The organism is Streptomyces sp. NPDC015032, assembly GCF_043080425.1.
Classification (GTDB): Bacteria; Actinomycetota; Actinomycetes; order Streptomycetales; family Streptomycetaceae; genus Streptomyces.
In genome coordinates this window covers 412,677-427,950 of sequence record NZ_JBIBVN010000003.1, presented here as the reverse complement: position 1 = coordinate 427,950, position 15,274 = coordinate 412,677, and the positions used below count along the sequence as shown (strand labels likewise).

Sequence of the window (15,274 nt, the reverse complement as noted above, 5' to 3'; positions counted from 1 at the left end):
GTCAGGCGGCGCCGGGCCCGGCCCTCGTCGAACGGCGCCAGGGGTGCAGAAGGGTGATGGCGATCTCGCCGGTCGGGGGGAACGACGCGGGGTCGTCCATGCCGACCGCGACCGGCTCGCGGCCGGGCCGCCACGTGTAGCTGTCGAAGAGGTGGTCCCAGATCGACAGATCCGAGCCGTAGTGGCCCGCTTCGGACAGGTCGATGCTGTGATGCAGGCGGTGTTGTTCGGGACTCGCGAGCACATGGTTGAGCCAGCCGATGCGCACGTCGATATTCGCGTGGACGAAATAGCCCTGGGCGGCCACGAAGAGGCCCACGACGAGTACGGAGTCCTGAGAGAAGCCGACCAATGCCAGAGCCAGCTGAACAGCCCCTTGCGCGAGCACGATGTCGAGGACATGATTGACGCCATTATTGGCGACATTCACTTTTTGCGGCACGTGGTGCACTCCATGCAGTCGCCACAATATCCGGTTCGCGTGGCCCAGCCGGTGCATGAGATAGCTCGCCAGCGAGCCCGTCAGCAGAGCCGCGGGGATTTCGACCCAGAGGTGGAGCGCCGGCACTTCCGGGGTCACCGCGGAGACAGCTGCGGTGACGAGATACTGGGCCAGGGCACTGGCCGCCACCGTCAGCAGGAAGTAGACGCCGTACCAGCGCCATTCGCTGGGGCTCGGATGCCAGGAGCGCTGGTGCGGAATCAGTCGTTCGAGCACAGCGAGGTAGGCCAGGGCGCCGAGCAGGAAGAGCGGGCTCACACGGCCCGGATCCCAGTCGAGGCACAGAGCCGCCGTAGCCACCGAAACCGTGGCCACCAGCAGGAAGGGATACGCCGACAAACGAAGAACGGCCCGCCCCGCACGCACGGCGGATCCTTTCCGCAGCACCGGAGCAGTATCCGGCTGCCGGTCACCACCGGGCAGTGGTTCGCAGTTTTCCATCTGTAGCACCTTTACAGAGGAACCAGTACAGAAGAATGCGCAGACCTCGAAAGAGGAACTGACTGATGACTTCCTGCGGGCACGCGGGACCAATTCTCCTCACGGAAGTTTTCACACATCGACAAACCGCACACTTGAACGCCTTTGTGAATTACTTCACGGACTCCGCGGGCCCGGGCGGGACCGCCGGGTCGAGCCCGCCCTAGTTCATTTTCCCTGCCCAACCCTCCCAACCGTCCGATTCAAGCCGCGTCCCGTTGCGCAGGACAGAGGGCGAGATTTTGCCACCCCGTCCGATTTTCAATGCAACAGGCGGACCAGCAGGGCCTAATGCGAACAATTCGATTTGCCGCCAAGTGGGTTACTCATAACACTAATCATTTCTTGCGATTTTCCATTACCCCTTTCCGTACGCGTTTCCTCGGACCTGTCGTCGCGGGTCACGTAAACCGGGAAGAAGCCGCCAGGGCCGGAAGGGCGCCCCTCTGCCGCCCCGGTGGGCAGCCCACTCCGGCCGCGGCGGCGGCGCGGCTTCGGCCCCCGGTCCCGGCGGAGCGCAATCGGGCCCGCCGTGGCTCATAAACGCCGGATCCGGAGGGGTGACCGTGTTGCTCACACGGACGGCGGCCGAGGTCCGCAGACATGGATGTGTTCCATGACGGAGACCTCCTGGCCAACCAGGGCGAGAAGCCTCTCGTCGCCGATCAGCGCTCGGGCGGAAGCGCCCGGCGTCTCCGGCGCGCCGCGCGCCGGTCTCGTCCTCGACTGGGTACACACCCTCGTGGCGGTGGCGTCGACGCCGAAGTCATGCACGACGCCACGGCCGTCGGCCGACCGGCCGGACTACGAGAACCGGAAGCGGGAGGCGCTGGACGAATCGGCCTCACACCTGCCGCGGTTGCTCATGAATATCGAGGACGAGGAAGTGCCGGTTCGCATGCCGGCCCCGATGAAGCCCGCAGAAGCGGGCGGAAGCCCCATGGCCCGACCTGTTGGTGGGCATCCGCAACCGTGGCGTCACCGGGCACGGGTCGGCTGCGAACGCAATGCGGCGGCGACGGACTCCAGAACCGTGATGGGGCGCAGCAAATCCCCGTAACCGATCGGGGGCCTCCCCGTACGGACCATCCCCAGAAACGCTTCGAGGCCCGGTACGCAGTACTGCGCGTCGAGCGCGAGTGTCTGCTGGACCATGGTGTTCCGGGTGAACGTCATTCCATGGAACGGGATCTGGTCCGTTTCGTCCGGCTTGACGAAGTTCACGACGACACGCGTGCCGCCGGCGGTGAACGACGCGGTGACCGTGGTGTCGGTGGTGTCGGTGCGTACGTCGTGGATCTCACCGGGGGCGAGCCTCAGAGCAAGGTCCACGGGGTGAATGCCGTAGAAGAAGATCCCGCCGTACTCGCTGTCGGGATCGGCGGGCCCGGACATGACCACTGCGTGCGGCTGCCCGCCCCGGGCAGACCGGGCCACCAGTGCGTCGGCGTCGGGAATCCAGCGGAGCGCCGAGGACGACGTGAGGGGCGCATCATGGGCGAGCGCGGTATCGATCATGACCCGGGCGTCCTCGACGGTGCAGGCCAACGGCTTGTCCACGAACACCGGAAGCCCCTCGGACAGGAAGGGGATGGCCCGGTCGCGGTGGTGCGCGCCGTGCCGGTCCGCGACGATGACGGCGTCCACCAGCCCGAGCAGGCCCTCGGGCTCGTCGACGATCTTCTCCACCTTCCCGGTGGACGCCAGCACGTCGTTGCGCCGACTGTGCCCGCCACTGAGAGCCACGACGCGGGCATCGCCGCCCGCCTCGCGGACGTTGAGATGGCCGACGATGTGGTCGACATGGGTGTTCTCAGTGCCAACGATCCCGATACGCATCGGGAGAGGCTACCTTCACCATGACTCGCCTGCTGACGGCACTCCCCCAGGTCATCGGGCAGGCCGGACCCGGACCTCGTCGCCACGGCATGCCACACGCGTCGGCGGCGGGGGCGGGCGCCGGTGTCAGATGAGGGCCGGCGCCAGGATGGCGGCCGCCTCGGCGATCAAGAGGTCATCCATCGGGGCGTCCTCCGCGTGCTGGGTGGACAGGACGGCCAGCACGATCGGCCCCCGGCCGGACGGCCAGGCGATGCCCACGTCGTTCGTTGTCCCGTAGCGGCCGGTGCCGGTCTTGTCGCCGATGGTCCAGTCCTCGGGAAGACCGGCGCGCAGGCGTTTGCCGCCAGTCGTGTTGGCCAGCAGCCATCCGGTCAGTCGCTTGCGGTCCCCCGCCTCCAGGGCATGTCCGAGGGCCAGCCGCGCGTAGGTCCGGCCGATGGCCCGGGGGCTGGTGGTGTCGGTCGGACGCTGCGGTTCCGCCGAGTTCAGCTCTGGCTCCCAGCGGTCGAGCCGGGTCACCGTGTCCCCGATGGACCGGCAGAAGCGAGTGACGGACGCCGGTCCGCCGAGTTCTTCCAGCAGGAGGTTGGCCGCGGCGTTGTCGCTCTGCGAGATGGCCGCGCCGCACAGGGCCTCCACCGTCATCCCTCGCGCGAGGTTCTCGCACAGACCGGTCACGGGTGCCCCTCCCGCCCTCTCGATGTCCTGCTCCGTGTAGTGGATGACCTTCGAGAGGAACGACCCGTCGTGGTCGAGGTCCCTCAGGACGGCCCCGACGGCCAGCGTCTTGAACACCGAGCACATGGGGAAGCGCTCATCCTCCCGATGGAGGACGACCTTGCCCGTCACCGTGTTCCACCCGAACACCCCCAGGCGGGCGGCGTGATCCCGTTCCAGATCCTGCAACTTCCGCGCCGTCTCGTCCCCCTGGGCGGAGGCGTACGCGGTCGATGGCATGGACGCCGTGGCCAGCACCGCCCCCACACCTCCTGCGAGCACCGCACGGCGTGACGTGCCCCTGCTTGCCTTCACGATCTCCCTGCCTTTCTCCGGGTGCGGCCCGCCTTCTCGCAGGCCACTTCTTGCACATGACGTTTCCTGTAGCTCACCAGTTGCACACGAAGGGGACGCATCCGACGACCCGGTCGACGATCCCGCTGGGGAGCGGCAGGTGCTGGACAGTGTGACCGAATGCGCGAGGAGACTGGGTGGGGATCCCGAGACGACCCGGCGGATCCTCCGGGACCGGATCGAGGCGGCCAGGGTGGCGCAACGTGGGCTGTGCCGCCGGTGGCAGGACCATCCGTCAGCGACGCCCACCGAACGGCCGAGTTCACCGAGGTGCGCAAGGAGGTCGACCGCGTCGATGAGGCCCTCGTCCATCACCTCGGCCTCCGGAAGCGTCGCCACCGCCCCGCCCCGCTGTCGGCTGCATGACGGCACCCCCCTGGCGGTCACGCACACGTTCGCTGGGTTCACTATGTCGCGGCAGAGGCGTTCGACACGCTGACGGGTGAAGAGGAGGGCCTGGACGGGGCGTTGGAGGCCGCGGGCCTGGACATCCCGCGCAATCCCGAACCGAGCGGCGGGCAGTGGGACGTACGGGACCCGGATGAGACGTCCCGTCGGCTGCCTCGTCTCAGCAGGATGTTCCCGCTCACCCGCTGAGCCGGCACTCTGGGTCGCGGTGGGTCAGCCCGCGGGCTCGTCGCCGACGACCTCGACCTCGGCGAGGTCGTCGACACCCGTGAGGCGTACGTCGTCGAACATGACGAGTGCGCCGAACTCGCCCGCCCCGGGCGCACAGGCGAAGCGGATCATCCATTCCCTGCCGCCGGAGAAGGTGAACTCCGGCGCCCAGTCCGCCCAGCTCGATTCCTCGCGAGCGCCTCCCACGGCGATGGCCGCCGCTCTCAGGTGCCGTGCGGCGTCCGCGCAGACGGCATCGATGAAGCCGGCGTCGAACAGGGTGCGCGGGTGCTCCTCGATGAGGCTCACCGGGATGTCGGGGAGGTCGCGGAGGTGCCCGGTGCAGCAGCGGAGTCCCTGCGGCGCGCCGATCTCCTCGATTGCCACGACGGCCCCCTGTCCGCCGAGCCGGTCCGCGGCCCGAAGGACATCGGTCATGGTCCCGTCCCTCGTCGCCGCGCGGGCATCCGCGCAAGGGGGCTTCGGATCCCCGGCCGGCACTCGGTCCGCCGAGGAGGCTCCGGGTCTGCTGCGAGCAGGGTTCACACCAGGTCCTCCGTCGTGATCAGCGCGCCGCGCAGAAGCTCGCTCAGGAATGCTGGGACGCCTCTTCGTTTCATACCCTGAAGATCCCATGGAATCGGGCGAGCAACATGCCCCGTCATGGCGATGTTTGTGCACGTGACGTCGGCAGCGAACGCACAGCGCATCCGACGGTCCGGGCAGCCGACCAGGGACGGGGCAGTGTGCGCGGGATGTACTGCGGATGCGCCCGCCGGCGCGCTCGCCCGTCCGCCGGCCCGGGTGTCCTGTACTTGGATCGCTCCGCTCCGGTTACTCCGGCCAGGAGGAATCCAGGATGGTGTCCACGAAGTTGCCTCGCTCGAATCCGGGTACATAGCGTTCCAGGACATCGGCCTTCACATTCCCGAAGGTGGTGTCCGGCCTGCCTTCGATGCCTTCGGTGAACGCACGGAGAATGCGCTTCTTGAAATCGGGACGGGGATGGAGGGAGACGATCGCCGCACGGTCCGCGTCACTGATGTCGGCGTAGCCGATGCCGAGTACGTCGTACTCCACCCCCGCGGTCACCAGCGCGACCTCGGGCTCCATGAACTGGGGAATTCCCGGCGTCGTATGGAGCGCGATCGCCGTCCAGACGCGGCGGACGCTGTCCTCGGGCACACCATGGGCCTGCAGGAACCGACGTGCCTCGTCGGCGCTGTCCACCTCGAACCGGCGGCCGCTGCCGCGGAATTCCTCGTTGAGACCCAGGTCGTGGAACATGGCGCCGATGTAGAGGAGTTCGGGGTCGAAACTCAGCCCCCTGTTGCGCCCCTGCAGGCCACCGAAGAAGTAGACCCGTCGGGAGTGGTGGTAGATCAGGTCGTCTGCCGCGTCGCGCACCAGCTCGGTGGCGGCGGCGGCCAGCGCGGTGTCGGGCACCGTCACACCGGAGGCGGCGGGGAGATCGGCACTGCTGGGCATGCGGACTCCTTCGTAGGGGGTACGTCGGCTCGTTCTGTCCGATTCTTCAGCCTGCGGCCCTCCCTCGCCAGGTCAGGGACCGGTGGTCTCCTCCCGGCCCGTCGGAAACCGGTGGAGATGGGCCAGGTCGTGCGGGATGGGACCGTCGGGGCGGAAAAGAGGTGCGCTCTCCCCGTCGGCGGCCGTGGCCGGGGCGTCCGTGAGGCGCAGACGTGTGCGCAGTCGCCCGTAGAAATCGTGCGGGCCGAGCCTGATGACGCGCAGACGGTGCGGGGCCGCGTACACCCCGAGCCAGTCCCCGGCGTCCAGCACGCCGCGCAGCTGCCCGTCGATCGTGACCGCGCCCTGCCCCGAATGGGGCAGGACCCGCACCGCGACCGCTTCGTCCGGCGCGGCGACCACGGTGCGGTTGAAGGTCATATGCGGTGCGACGGGAGTGAAGACGACGGCGTCCATGCGGGGTGAGAGCACCGGTCCTCCCGCGGCGAAGCTGTAGGCGGTCGACCCGGTGGGCGTGGCCATGATGACGGCGTCGGCCGAGTACGAGGCGAGGAGCCGGCCGCCGATGTAGACGCCGAGGCTCACCTGCCGGTCGCGTGCGAGCTTCTCGACCACGACATCGTTGAGGGCCGTGACATCCAGCGCCACTCCCCAGCCCTCCGCCCCGGCCTCGGCCTCCCGGTCGACCTGGGGCGGCGGCAGCATCGGTCGGCGTCCGTAGGCCATCAGGGCATCGATGTCCTTGGGGACTTCCAGCACCCGGGAGGTCCTCATCGTCAGCGTCATGCGCTCCTCGACCTCCGCCCGCCCCCGGTGGACGGCGTCGAGTGCCCGGACGACGTCCTCGGCCGGCACCTCGGTCAGGAAGCCGACCCGCCCCAGGTCGATCCCGAGAACGGCGCCCTGGTTCTTGGCCGCGATCCGGGCACCGCGCAGGAACGTCCCGTCGCCTCCGAGTGTCACGATGAGGTCGGGGTTGCCCGCGACCTGGGCCTCCTCCCGTCCGCCACGGCGACGCGCGTCGTCGCGCCACACGTCGATGTCCGTGCACGGAATGCCGTCGCGGGCACACCAGTCGCGTACGACGCGCGCCGCGGCAGCGGCCTCGGGACGGCCCTGGTGGACGACGACTCCCACCCGCTCGACACTCATCTCGCTCCGGCTCCCCGCGCTGCGTCGTGGTGACTGTGACCATCTCCTGGTGCCACCTTGACGGTCCGGGGGCGTGGCCGCCCCGCCGCCGGGCCGCCCCGCCGTCCGCGGTCAGGCGATCGGGCCACCGGGGAGCGCGGCGCAGCCGGGGCCGTGGCTCCCGCCGCCGCCTCGTTCGGCCCGCGGACCACCAGTGGTTCCACCGCCCGGGCCGCCCGTCTCCCGGCCCCGGCCACGTGGTGGCCTGGACCCGGTCGTCCGGTCAGGTCTGTACGTCCTCCGGGATGCTGACCAGCCAGCGGGTGTCCTGGCGGGGCCGCAGGTAGAGCGCCCAGTACAGCGTGGCGGCGGCGGTGATCCCGCCGGTCCACAGCAGGTACTCGGTCTCCTGCTGGGTCAGGATGTACGCGAGCACCGCGATGAGCAGCACGGGAACGGCCGGCCACAGCGGCATGCGCCAGGCCGGCGCCTCGCGGTGCGCCCCGCGGCGGCAGAGCAGGGCGGCGACCGCGACCAGCAGGTACATGCCGGTGACGGAGACGCCGGTGACGCCGTACAGGGTGTCGAGATTGACGAAGCAGAGTGCCGCGCCTGGGATGCCGACGACCAGGGTCGCCACCCACGGGGAGCCGAACCGGCCGAGCCGGGCCAGGGCGTTGTTGAGCGGTTCGGGCCACGCCTTGTCCCGGGCGGAGGCGAACAGGACCCGGGAGTTCTGGATCACCATGACGATGCCCGCATTGATGATCGCGAGGGCGACGCAGAGGCTGACGAACGTACCGACGGCCGAGTTGGACCAGGCAGCGACCATGGTGTTGAGGTCGCCCGAGGTCAGGGCCGCGAGGTCCGGGGCGCCCAGCGTGATGGCGATGACCGGTACCAGGATGACCGCCGTGGAGATGGCGAGGGTGGCGAGGACCGTACGGGCCACGTTGCGTCGCGGATTCTCCAGTTCCTCCGAGAGGTAGACCGCCGTGGAGAAGCCCTGGGTGATGAAGAGCGCGATCGCCAGGCCGGATACCACCATCATCGCGGTGACCGTGGAGCTCGTACCGCCCGACGAGGCGACCGAACCGTGCATCAGCGCGGAGGCCCCGCGCTCGGAGTGCGCGAAACCGAGAACGGCCACGACGCCCGCCGCGATCACTTCCAGGACGAGGAAGATTCCGGTGATCCACGCGTTGGCGCGCAGGTCCAGGAGCCCGGCGAGAGTGGCGAGCAGCATGACGCCGGCGCCTGCGGCGGGGGCCGGGATGTGCACGACGGGGGCGAGGTAGTCGGCCGTGCCCATGGCGATGACCGGGGGCACGATCATCACGACCAGCAGGGAGAGCACGAAGACGAGCCATCCGGCCAGCCGTCCCGCCATGGTCGACACCATGGCGTACTCGCCTCCCGCACTCGGAATGAGGGTGCCCAGCTCCGAGTAGCAGAAGGCGACCGCGATGCAGAGCAGCGATCCGACGGCGATGGTCAGGGCGGTATAGGTACCGAGGCTGGAGAACAGGTCCGGTACGACCACGAAGAGTGTCGAGGCGGGCGTCACGCAGGAGAGCGTGAGCAGCGTTCCGCCCACGACGCCGATGGAACGCTTGAGCTTCTGTGGGGTGGGGCCGGTCGCGGGGGCGAGCGCCTGGGGAGCGCTGAGCGTTTCCGTCATCGTGCGATTCCGATCAACAGGTGCGGTGTTTGAGCACGGGAGCGGTATCGCCTCCAGACAGAGGACGTGGTGAGTGGTTTCGTCGCTCCCGGCGACGACATGCAATCCTGACGAGTTCCGCAGGTCAAGAGCCGTTCACCTACGGAATTCGTTGTTTCGGCGAGTAAATCTAACGTTTTGGCGCTAAGAATGCGTCATTCCGCTGGGGATCGGCGGGTACGGGAACCGCAGCGTGGCCCGGCGGAAAGTTTCGCCCGTTCCAGATTCCGGAAGGGCGGGGCGCCCCGGAGCACCGGGGAGCGCGGACGGCCGCCATCGCGCACGCACTTCGGTGCGGGTGCGCGTCCCCGGACTTGATGCCAGCCTGGATGCATGGCTTGGGCGTCATGGACGACTCGTGGTGTGTTCTCCGGGCACGGTGGTGTGCTGACGGACGAGGCCGGCGTCCTGTCCGGGGACCTGACGGTTCACACGACCTGGGCCGATGACACGGCCCAGGTGACCGTGCAGTACACGGGTGCGATCGACTGGTTCACCATGTCGGGCAGCCCCGTGTCGTGCGGCTCGGAGGATGACAGCCGGCGCCTGCACGACGCGGTGGTGAAATCCGTCCGGGCAGGGGCGGGGGCCACCGTTCCCAGGCCTCCGCCGGAGTAGCCGATGCGCGGGTCGCTCCCCGCCGGGTCCCTCCCGGTCCGGCCGCTGCCATAAGGTCTCTTGAGTGAGCAGAGCTTTCAGCGGCTGGACAGAGCAAGCATTCGAGCTGCTTCTGCGGTTGGAGGGCACCCCTTCGCAGGAAGAGCGCGAGAGACACCGAAAGGACCGGGAGCGCCTGGTCCGTCAACCCATGATCGCGTTGCTGAACGAGGTGGCCGACGCGGAGGGGGCGTACGAGGACTTCTCCGTCTGGGGGTTCCGCAAGGACCCGTGGTGGTGGCAGCACCAAGTAGCGGTGATCCGGATCGCGCGCAATGTCGAGATCGGCCTCCGCTTCGACCTCGACGGGCTCCGGATCAAGGGTGGCTGGACCTACCCGGACCCGGGGCAGATCCCGTTGTTCCGTACGGCAGTTGCCGCGCAGGAGAGCGGACCCGCGCTGGTGCGCGCCGTCGAGACGCTGGAAAGGCGGGGGTACGAGGTCACCGGCGATCTGATGAAGCGCGTGCCACGCGGCCACGACGCCGGGCATCCGCGCGCCGACTACCTCCGGTACCGCTCGATCTCCGCCGCCCGGCCGCTCGGCGGGGACTGCGCGCAGCACACGCCGGCCCTGCCCGGTGCCGTGCTCGCGGCGGCAGAGGAACTGGAGCCCCTGCTCTCCTGGCTCGCCGGCCATGTGACCGTTCCCGGTCCCCGCCGAGCCGCGTAGCACCGCCCCCGCACGCTGCCCGCGGGGGGCGGGATTCCGGTCCCCCCTCGATCACTCCACGATCGTGCCGCTGCCCGCACGCGCGCAGGGCGGGACTCCTGCCCTGTTCGTCGCCTACTTCTTCGGAGAGGCTGCCCGCACGCGCCGGGGCTCCGCGTCCACCGGCCCGTTTCCGGACGGCACGCTGCCGACGCAGGTGCGCGAGGCAGGGGTTCCGGCCTCGCGCACATCCGGGGCAACGGCCGGAAGGCGGTCCCCGACCGTCGAGAGGCCCTTCGCGAGCGGCATGACCGCCCTCTCACCACTCGTCGGCCCTGAACCGCCACCGGCACCATGGGGCGTCAGTAGGCCCCGAACACGTTGTCGATCGAGCCGTACTTGTCGGCCGCGTAGTTGCAGGACGCGGTGATGTTGGCGACCGGGTCGTAGCTGTCCAGCGACGTACCGGGCACGTGGTAGGCGCGGAACGTCGGGTCGATGATCTGAAGGAGACCCTTGGACGGCGTTCCGGCGACAGCATTCGAGTCCCAGTTGTTGACGGCCCGGGGGTTGCCGGAGGACTCGCGCATGACGTTGCGGTGGATGCCGTCGTAACTGCCGGGGATGCCGTGCTTCGCCATGACGGCCAGCGACTCCCTGATCCAGCCGTCCAGATTGTTCGTGTACGTGGCGGGCTTGACGGCCGGTGCGGCCGTGGTGGTCGTCGCCGGTGCGGCACCGCTCACGGCGGACACGCCGGTGGAAGCGTGTGACCCGGCCTTGGCGCCGATGGTCAGCTTCATGCCCGGGACAATCAGAGCGGGGCTGCCACCCACCACCTCTCGATTTTCCTCGTACACCTTCTGCCAGCCACCGCTGACGGAATACTCCCGCGCGATCTTGGAAAGGGTGTCGCCCACGGTCACGGAATGGACGGCGGGTGCGGCCTTCTGGACGGAGATTTCCTTGACAGTGGCGGCGGACGACGCCGCGGCCTTTTCGGCGGCGACGGTCTGCGCCGGTGCGGCCGAGGCGAATCCCGCACAGACCAGCGGAAGCACGAGGGCGGCCCCGCCCGTGGTCGCGGCGATGAATCCGCGGGTCAGCGAAGTGGACTTGCGACGATAGGACTTACCCGTGGTGGGCATGGCGAATTCCTCTCCGTCGCCTGCGAGGTGAGCTGTCGGGTTCAGACTGGAGATGTCTGGCCGCATGCAACTGCGGCTTCACCCCGAGCCGTTCCGAATTCCGGATCGGCGACCTACCTGGGTCCCCCGCTCCTGCCGTACGCGATCGGGTCGGATTCTCGGACGGCGGCAGGATTCGGCGTTCCGTCCGGATTGACGGTGACCGTAGGCGAGAAAGGCCGAATGGAACAAGCCCCTATTTTTTGATCACAATTGATTTGCAAGATCGAATCACAGAAAGGCAGTAATCCACCTCACACCACATGACCAAATTTCCTTGCACAGAAGGGAACGGCGCGCGCAGCCTGCCGCCTTGAACCGTGGACGTGACTCACACCACGCAGTTCCCAAAAGTCACATTTCGGACAGAGCTCAAAAGTCGCAACTCTCTACAAATACCCCCTAATTAACCAAGCGGGCATGTTCGACAAAGCGCCCATATAGGGACATTTGCCCGCCTGTGCTCGCACTCTCGCTCCGGTGCGCCGCCCCCCGGGGCGACCGCACCTGGCAGGACCGGTCGGCGGTCCGGCCGTGCCACTCCCCCGCCCGGCACGGGGCTTTGCCTTTCGCCCTCCGGCTCACTATCGTCTTGACCGTCCTGTTGTCTCCGATAGAGGTGGACGTTGCGCATCTGAGGTTCGCGATCATCGCGCCGTACGGCTCCGGTCGTACGCCCGTCACGCTGTAGCAGTGTGTTCTCCTGCCCGTGACCCCGCGTGGATGCGACCTCGGTGCAGGAGCCGTCCCTCGATCTCTCGGACCGGCGCACCCTTCCCCTTCCGGTCGCTGCGTGGTGCTCGCATACGAAGCCCTCACTCACCAGGCTCACGACTGCGAGGATCACCATGGCGACACCCACTGCCCCCAATGTCTCCCTCACCTGCTCCGCCCTGTCGTTCCAGTGGCCGGACGGCACGACCGTCTTCGACGGGCTCTCCCTCGGCATCGGCCGCGGCCGCACCGGTCTCGTGGGCAACAACGGCGCGGGCAAGTCCACACTGCTGCGCCTGCTGGCCGGCCTGCTCCGCCCCTCCCAGGGCTCGGTGACCGTCGGCGGCAGCCTCGCCCATCTCCCGCAGAACATCACCCTCGACACGTCGTTGCGGGTGGACCAGGCCCTGGGCATCGCCGAGCGGCGCGATGCGCTGCGCGCCATCGAGGCCGGGGATGTGAACGAGAAGCACTTCGAGACGATCGGCGACGACTGGGACGTGGAGGAACAAGCCCTCGCGACGCTGGGGTCGCTCGGACTCGGGTACCTCGAACTGGACCGCACCGTGGGCCAGATGTCCGGCGGGGAGACCGTCCTGCTGCGCCTGGCCGCACTGTTGCTGGAACATCCCGATGTCCTCCTGCTCGACGAACCGACCAACAACCTCGATGTCTTCGCGCGTCGCAGGCTCTACGACGCCGTCGACAACTGGCGCTCCGGGGTGCTGGTCGTGGTCAGCCACGACATCGAACTGCTGGAGCGCGTGGACCGCATCGCCGAACTGCGCGCCGGATCCGTGGGCTGGTACGGCGGTGGCTGGTCCGCCTACCAGGAAGCCCTCGCCACCGAACAGGAGGCCGCCGGACGGATGTTGCGGGCCGCCGAGGCCGACGTGCGCCGGCAGAAACGCGAATTGGAGGAGACCCATGTGAAGCTGGCCCGCCGCCAGCGCCAAGGCAGGAAGGCGGAGGTCGACGGGGGCCTCCCGAAGATCCTCGCCGGCCGCCGCAAGCGGTCCGCGCAGGAGTCCGGGGGCAAGCTGCGCGGTGTCCACGAGGAGCGGCTGAGCGAGGCGCGCGAACGCCGCGAGGAGGCCGCGGACGCGGTCCGCAACGACGCCGAGATCCGCGTGAGCCTCCCCCACACCGCCGTTCCCACCGGCCGCACGGTGCTGAGCCTGCACGAACTTCGCCCCCGGTTCGGGCGGCTGCTCCAGGGCAACCTCCATGTGCACGGACCCGAACGGATCGCACTCGTCGGCCGCAACGGCGCCGGCAAGACCACGCTGCTGCGCACCCTCACCGGCGAACTGGCCCCGCTGTCCGGCGAGGCCAGGACGTTCGTACCGGTGCGCTTCCTTCCCCAGCGGCTGGACGTGCTGGACGACGAGCTGAGCGTCGCGGCGAACGTGGCCCGTATGGCTCCCGGGGTCACCGACAACCACATCCGCTCCCAGCTCGCACGCTTCCTGTTCCAGGGGAAGCGCGCGGAACAGCCGGCGGGCACCCTCTCGGGCGGAGAACGCTTCCGCGCCGCGCTCGCGGCGACGATGCTCGCCGCACCGGCCCCGCAGTTGCTGATGCTGGACGAGCCGACCAACAACCTGGACATCGCCGGCGTGCGACAGCTGACCAGCGCACTCCAGTCGTACGAGGGTGCGCTGCTGATCGCAGGCCACGATCTTTCGTTCCTGGAATCCGTCGGCATCACCCGCTGGCTGCTCCTCGGGGAGGAACTCCAGGACACCACGGCGGAGGAGGTGCGCGAGCTGCTCTCGACGCCGGAAGCGGACTGAGCGACCGCGGCAAGGCCCGCACCGGCAGAAACACATCCGGGTGCGGGCCCTCAGCGGAGTGGAGGCCCGCACCCGGCCAGAGGTCAGAACCTTGCGATGATCTTGTTCATCTGCTCGATCTCGGCGGTCTGGGCGGTGACGACGGCCCCGGCCAGCTTCTTCGCGTCGGCGTTGGCGCCGTTCTTCCGCTCGTCCTCGGCCATGGTGACCGCGCCTTCGTGGTGGCCGATCATGAGCTGGGCGAACTGCTTGTCGAATTCCTTGCCCTTGGCTGCTTCGAGGTCACTCATGTCCTTGCCCGACATCATCCCGGGCATGCCCGAACCTCCGTCCGAGCCGTGGTCCATGCCGGGCATGTCGCCCATCGCGGGCGAGGACGAGGACTCGGCCAACGGCTTCCCCCAGGAAGTCAGCCAGCCCTTCATGGTGTTGATCTCGGGATCCTGCGCCTTCTCGATCGCGGCGGCCAGTTCCTTGATCTCGGAGTCGGCGGCGCGGCCGTCGGCCAGCTTCGCCATGTCGACGGCCTGCTGGTGGTGCGGGATCATCTGCTGAGCGAACTTCACGTCCGCATCGTTGAACGCGCCGCCGGGGGTGGCCGACGCGGAAGCGCTGCCGGAGCCGTGCCGCGTTCCGGGGACGGCCGAGCCGTCGGAGTCGTCGGAGGAACCGCAGGCGACCAGTGTCAGCGCGAGGGCGGCGACGGTACCGACGGCCGCGACGCCTCGACGGCGGGCGGCGGCGGACTGGGAGGAAGACAGGGAAACGGACATCACGCGTTCTTTCCAGGTGATTGCGCCACATCGGCGGCGCGCGAAACGGGCAGGAACCTCCGGCCGGTCCGGGCCGAGGGCCGGGAACCGGCGGACGCCTGTCACGTCCGCGCCACGCACACCTGGAGCAGCAGCTCTCTGCCGGCGAACGGCGGCCCCCGCCGGGCCGGCCCCCGCACCGCTGTGCGTGGCCTGCCGAGGACCCGTACGACCAGGACCACGAGGCCCAGTGCCATGAGCAGCGGCAGCAGCCGGTCGCGCGCCTGGGTGGACACGCACGACTCGCCGTTCATCCCCGGCGCGGCGACGTCCGCCCGGGCCGTGCCGTGCTCTTCCGGCATCGCCGCGTGTCCGGCAGCGGTCGCCATGGGCATGGCCTGATTCGAGGTCACGGCCATGGCACCGTGACAACCCTCGGCAGCGCTCGCCGGGGCCCCGTGCATGAGGAACAGCCCGCACAGGACGGCACACAGCACGAGCAGCCGGGACATTCCCGGTGTGCGCGTCCGCCTGCGATCCACGGCTGCCTCGAATTCCCATGCGTGCGAGTCCTGCGGTACGGGCCCGACGATACCCCCACAGGGTTTCCCGTCCCTGCCGCACCCAGTCCCTGCCGCACCCCACCCCTTCACACGCTGTACCG

At 69.0% G+C, this 15,274-nt stretch carries 14 protein-coding genes and 1 riboswitch; of the genes, 4 read left to right on the top strand and 10 right to left on the bottom strand.

Translation table 11 applies throughout. From position 1 onward, the window contains the following. Window position 1: 1 nt before the first annotated feature. From ACF08M_RS07720 to bla, 3 genes are all read right to left on the bottom strand, one after another. Window positions 2-943 carry a sterol desaturase family protein gene (locus ACF08M_RS07720; protein ID WP_392184333.1) on the bottom strand — a complete coding sequence of 314 codons (942 nt, stop codon included), beginning with the start codon at window positions 941-943 and terminating at the stop codon, window positions 2-4. Between the two features lie 1,017 nt (window positions 944-1,960). Then, window positions 1,961-2,821 carry a Gfo/Idh/MocA family protein gene (locus ACF08M_RS07715; RefSeq protein ID WP_392184332.1) on the bottom strand — a complete coding sequence of 287 codons (861 nt, stop codon included), beginning with the start codon at window positions 2,819-2,821 and terminating at the stop codon, window positions 1,961-1,963. Window positions 2,822-2,947: 126 nt separating this feature from the next. Beyond that, window positions 2,948-3,781 carry a class A beta-lactamase gene (gene bla / locus ACF08M_RS07710; protein WP_392184482.1) on the bottom strand — a complete coding sequence of 278 codons (834 nt, stop codon included), beginning with the start codon at window positions 3,779-3,781 and terminating at the stop codon, window positions 2,948-2,950. A gap of 333 nt (window positions 3,782-4,114) precedes the next feature. On the opposite strand from bla, the gene ACF08M_RS07705 reads away from it, so the two are divergent. Next, complete coding sequence (locus ACF08M_RS07705; protein ID WP_392184331.1) at window positions 4,115-4,261, top strand: hypothetical protein; 147 nt, start codon at window positions 4,115-4,117, stop codon at window positions 4,259-4,261. Window positions 4,262-4,516: 255 nt separating this feature from the next. Here the strand turns inward: ACF08M_RS07705 and ACF08M_RS07700 are convergent, their stop codons facing one another. The 4 genes from ACF08M_RS07700 to ACF08M_RS07685 form a co-directional block, all read right to left on the bottom strand. After that, window positions 4,517-4,951 (bottom strand): hypothetical protein, encoded by a 435-nt coding sequence (locus ACF08M_RS07700; RefSeq protein WP_392184330.1) that lies wholly within the window; start codon window positions 4,949-4,951, stop codon window positions 4,517-4,519. Between the two features lie 396 nt (window positions 4,952-5,347). Then, complete coding sequence (locus ACF08M_RS07695) at window positions 5,348-6,001, bottom strand: HD domain-containing protein (protein WP_392184329.1); 654 nt, start codon at window positions 5,999-6,001, stop codon at window positions 5,348-5,350. A gap of 72 nt (window positions 6,002-6,073) precedes the next feature. Beyond that, the gene (locus ACF08M_RS07690; RefSeq protein WP_392184328.1) at window positions 6,074-7,153 is read right to left on the bottom strand and encodes an NAD(+)/NADH kinase; all 1,080 of its coding nucleotides are present in this window, start codon (window positions 7,151-7,153) and stop codon (window positions 6,074-6,076) included. Between the two features lie 262 nt (window positions 7,154-7,415). Beyond that, entirely contained in the window at window positions 7,416-8,813 is a 1,398-nt protein-coding gene (locus tag ACF08M_RS07685; protein WP_392184327.1) for an APC family permease, read from the bottom strand. Between the two features lie 372 nt (window positions 8,814-9,185). On the opposite strand from ACF08M_RS07685, the gene ACF08M_RS07680 reads away from it, so the two are divergent. After that, window positions 9,186-9,470, top strand: coding sequence for a hypothetical protein (locus ACF08M_RS07680; protein ID WP_392184326.1), 285 nt, complete (start codon window positions 9,186-9,188; stop codon window positions 9,468-9,470). A gap of 190 nt (window positions 9,471-9,660) precedes the next feature. Further along, window positions 9,661-10,182 (top strand): DUF2461 family protein, encoded by a 522-nt coding sequence (locus ACF08M_RS07675; protein WP_392184325.1) that lies wholly within the window; start codon window positions 9,661-9,663, stop codon window positions 10,180-10,182. A 341-nt stretch (window positions 10,183-10,523) separates the two neighbouring features. Here the strand turns inward: ACF08M_RS07675 and ACF08M_RS07670 are convergent, their stop codons facing one another. Next, window positions 10,524-11,309, bottom strand: a complete 786-nt coding sequence (locus ACF08M_RS07670; RefSeq protein ID WP_392184324.1) for a transglycosylase SLT domain-containing protein — start codon at window positions 11,307-11,309, stop codon at window positions 10,524-10,526. A 4-nt stretch (window positions 11,310-11,313) separates the two neighbouring features. Beyond that, a riboswitch (cyclic di-AMP (ydaO/yuaA leader) is annotated at window positions 11,314-11,500 on the bottom strand. Window positions 11,501-12,196: 696 nt separating this feature from the next. Here ACF08M_RS07670 and ACF08M_RS07665 point away from each other — a divergent pair. Then, complete coding sequence (locus tag ACF08M_RS07665) at window positions 12,197-13,858, top strand: ATP-binding cassette domain-containing protein (RefSeq protein ID WP_392184323.1); 1,662 nt, start codon at window positions 12,197-12,199, stop codon at window positions 13,856-13,858. Between the two features lie 83 nt (window positions 13,859-13,941). Here ACF08M_RS07665 and ACF08M_RS07660 read toward each other — a convergent pair whose 3' ends face one another. Together ACF08M_RS07660 and ACF08M_RS07655 are read right to left on the bottom strand one after the other, a co-directional pair. After that, window positions 13,942-14,631 carry a DUF305 domain-containing protein gene (locus tag ACF08M_RS07660; RefSeq protein WP_392184322.1) on the bottom strand — a complete coding sequence of 230 codons (690 nt, stop codon included), beginning with the start codon at window positions 14,629-14,631 and terminating at the stop codon, window positions 13,942-13,944. A gap of 101 nt (window positions 14,632-14,732) precedes the next feature. Then, window positions 14,733-15,023 (bottom strand): hypothetical protein, encoded by a 291-nt coding sequence (locus tag ACF08M_RS07655; protein WP_392184321.1) that lies wholly within the window; start codon window positions 15,021-15,023, stop codon window positions 14,733-14,735. Window positions 15,024-15,274: the final 251 nt, after the last annotated feature.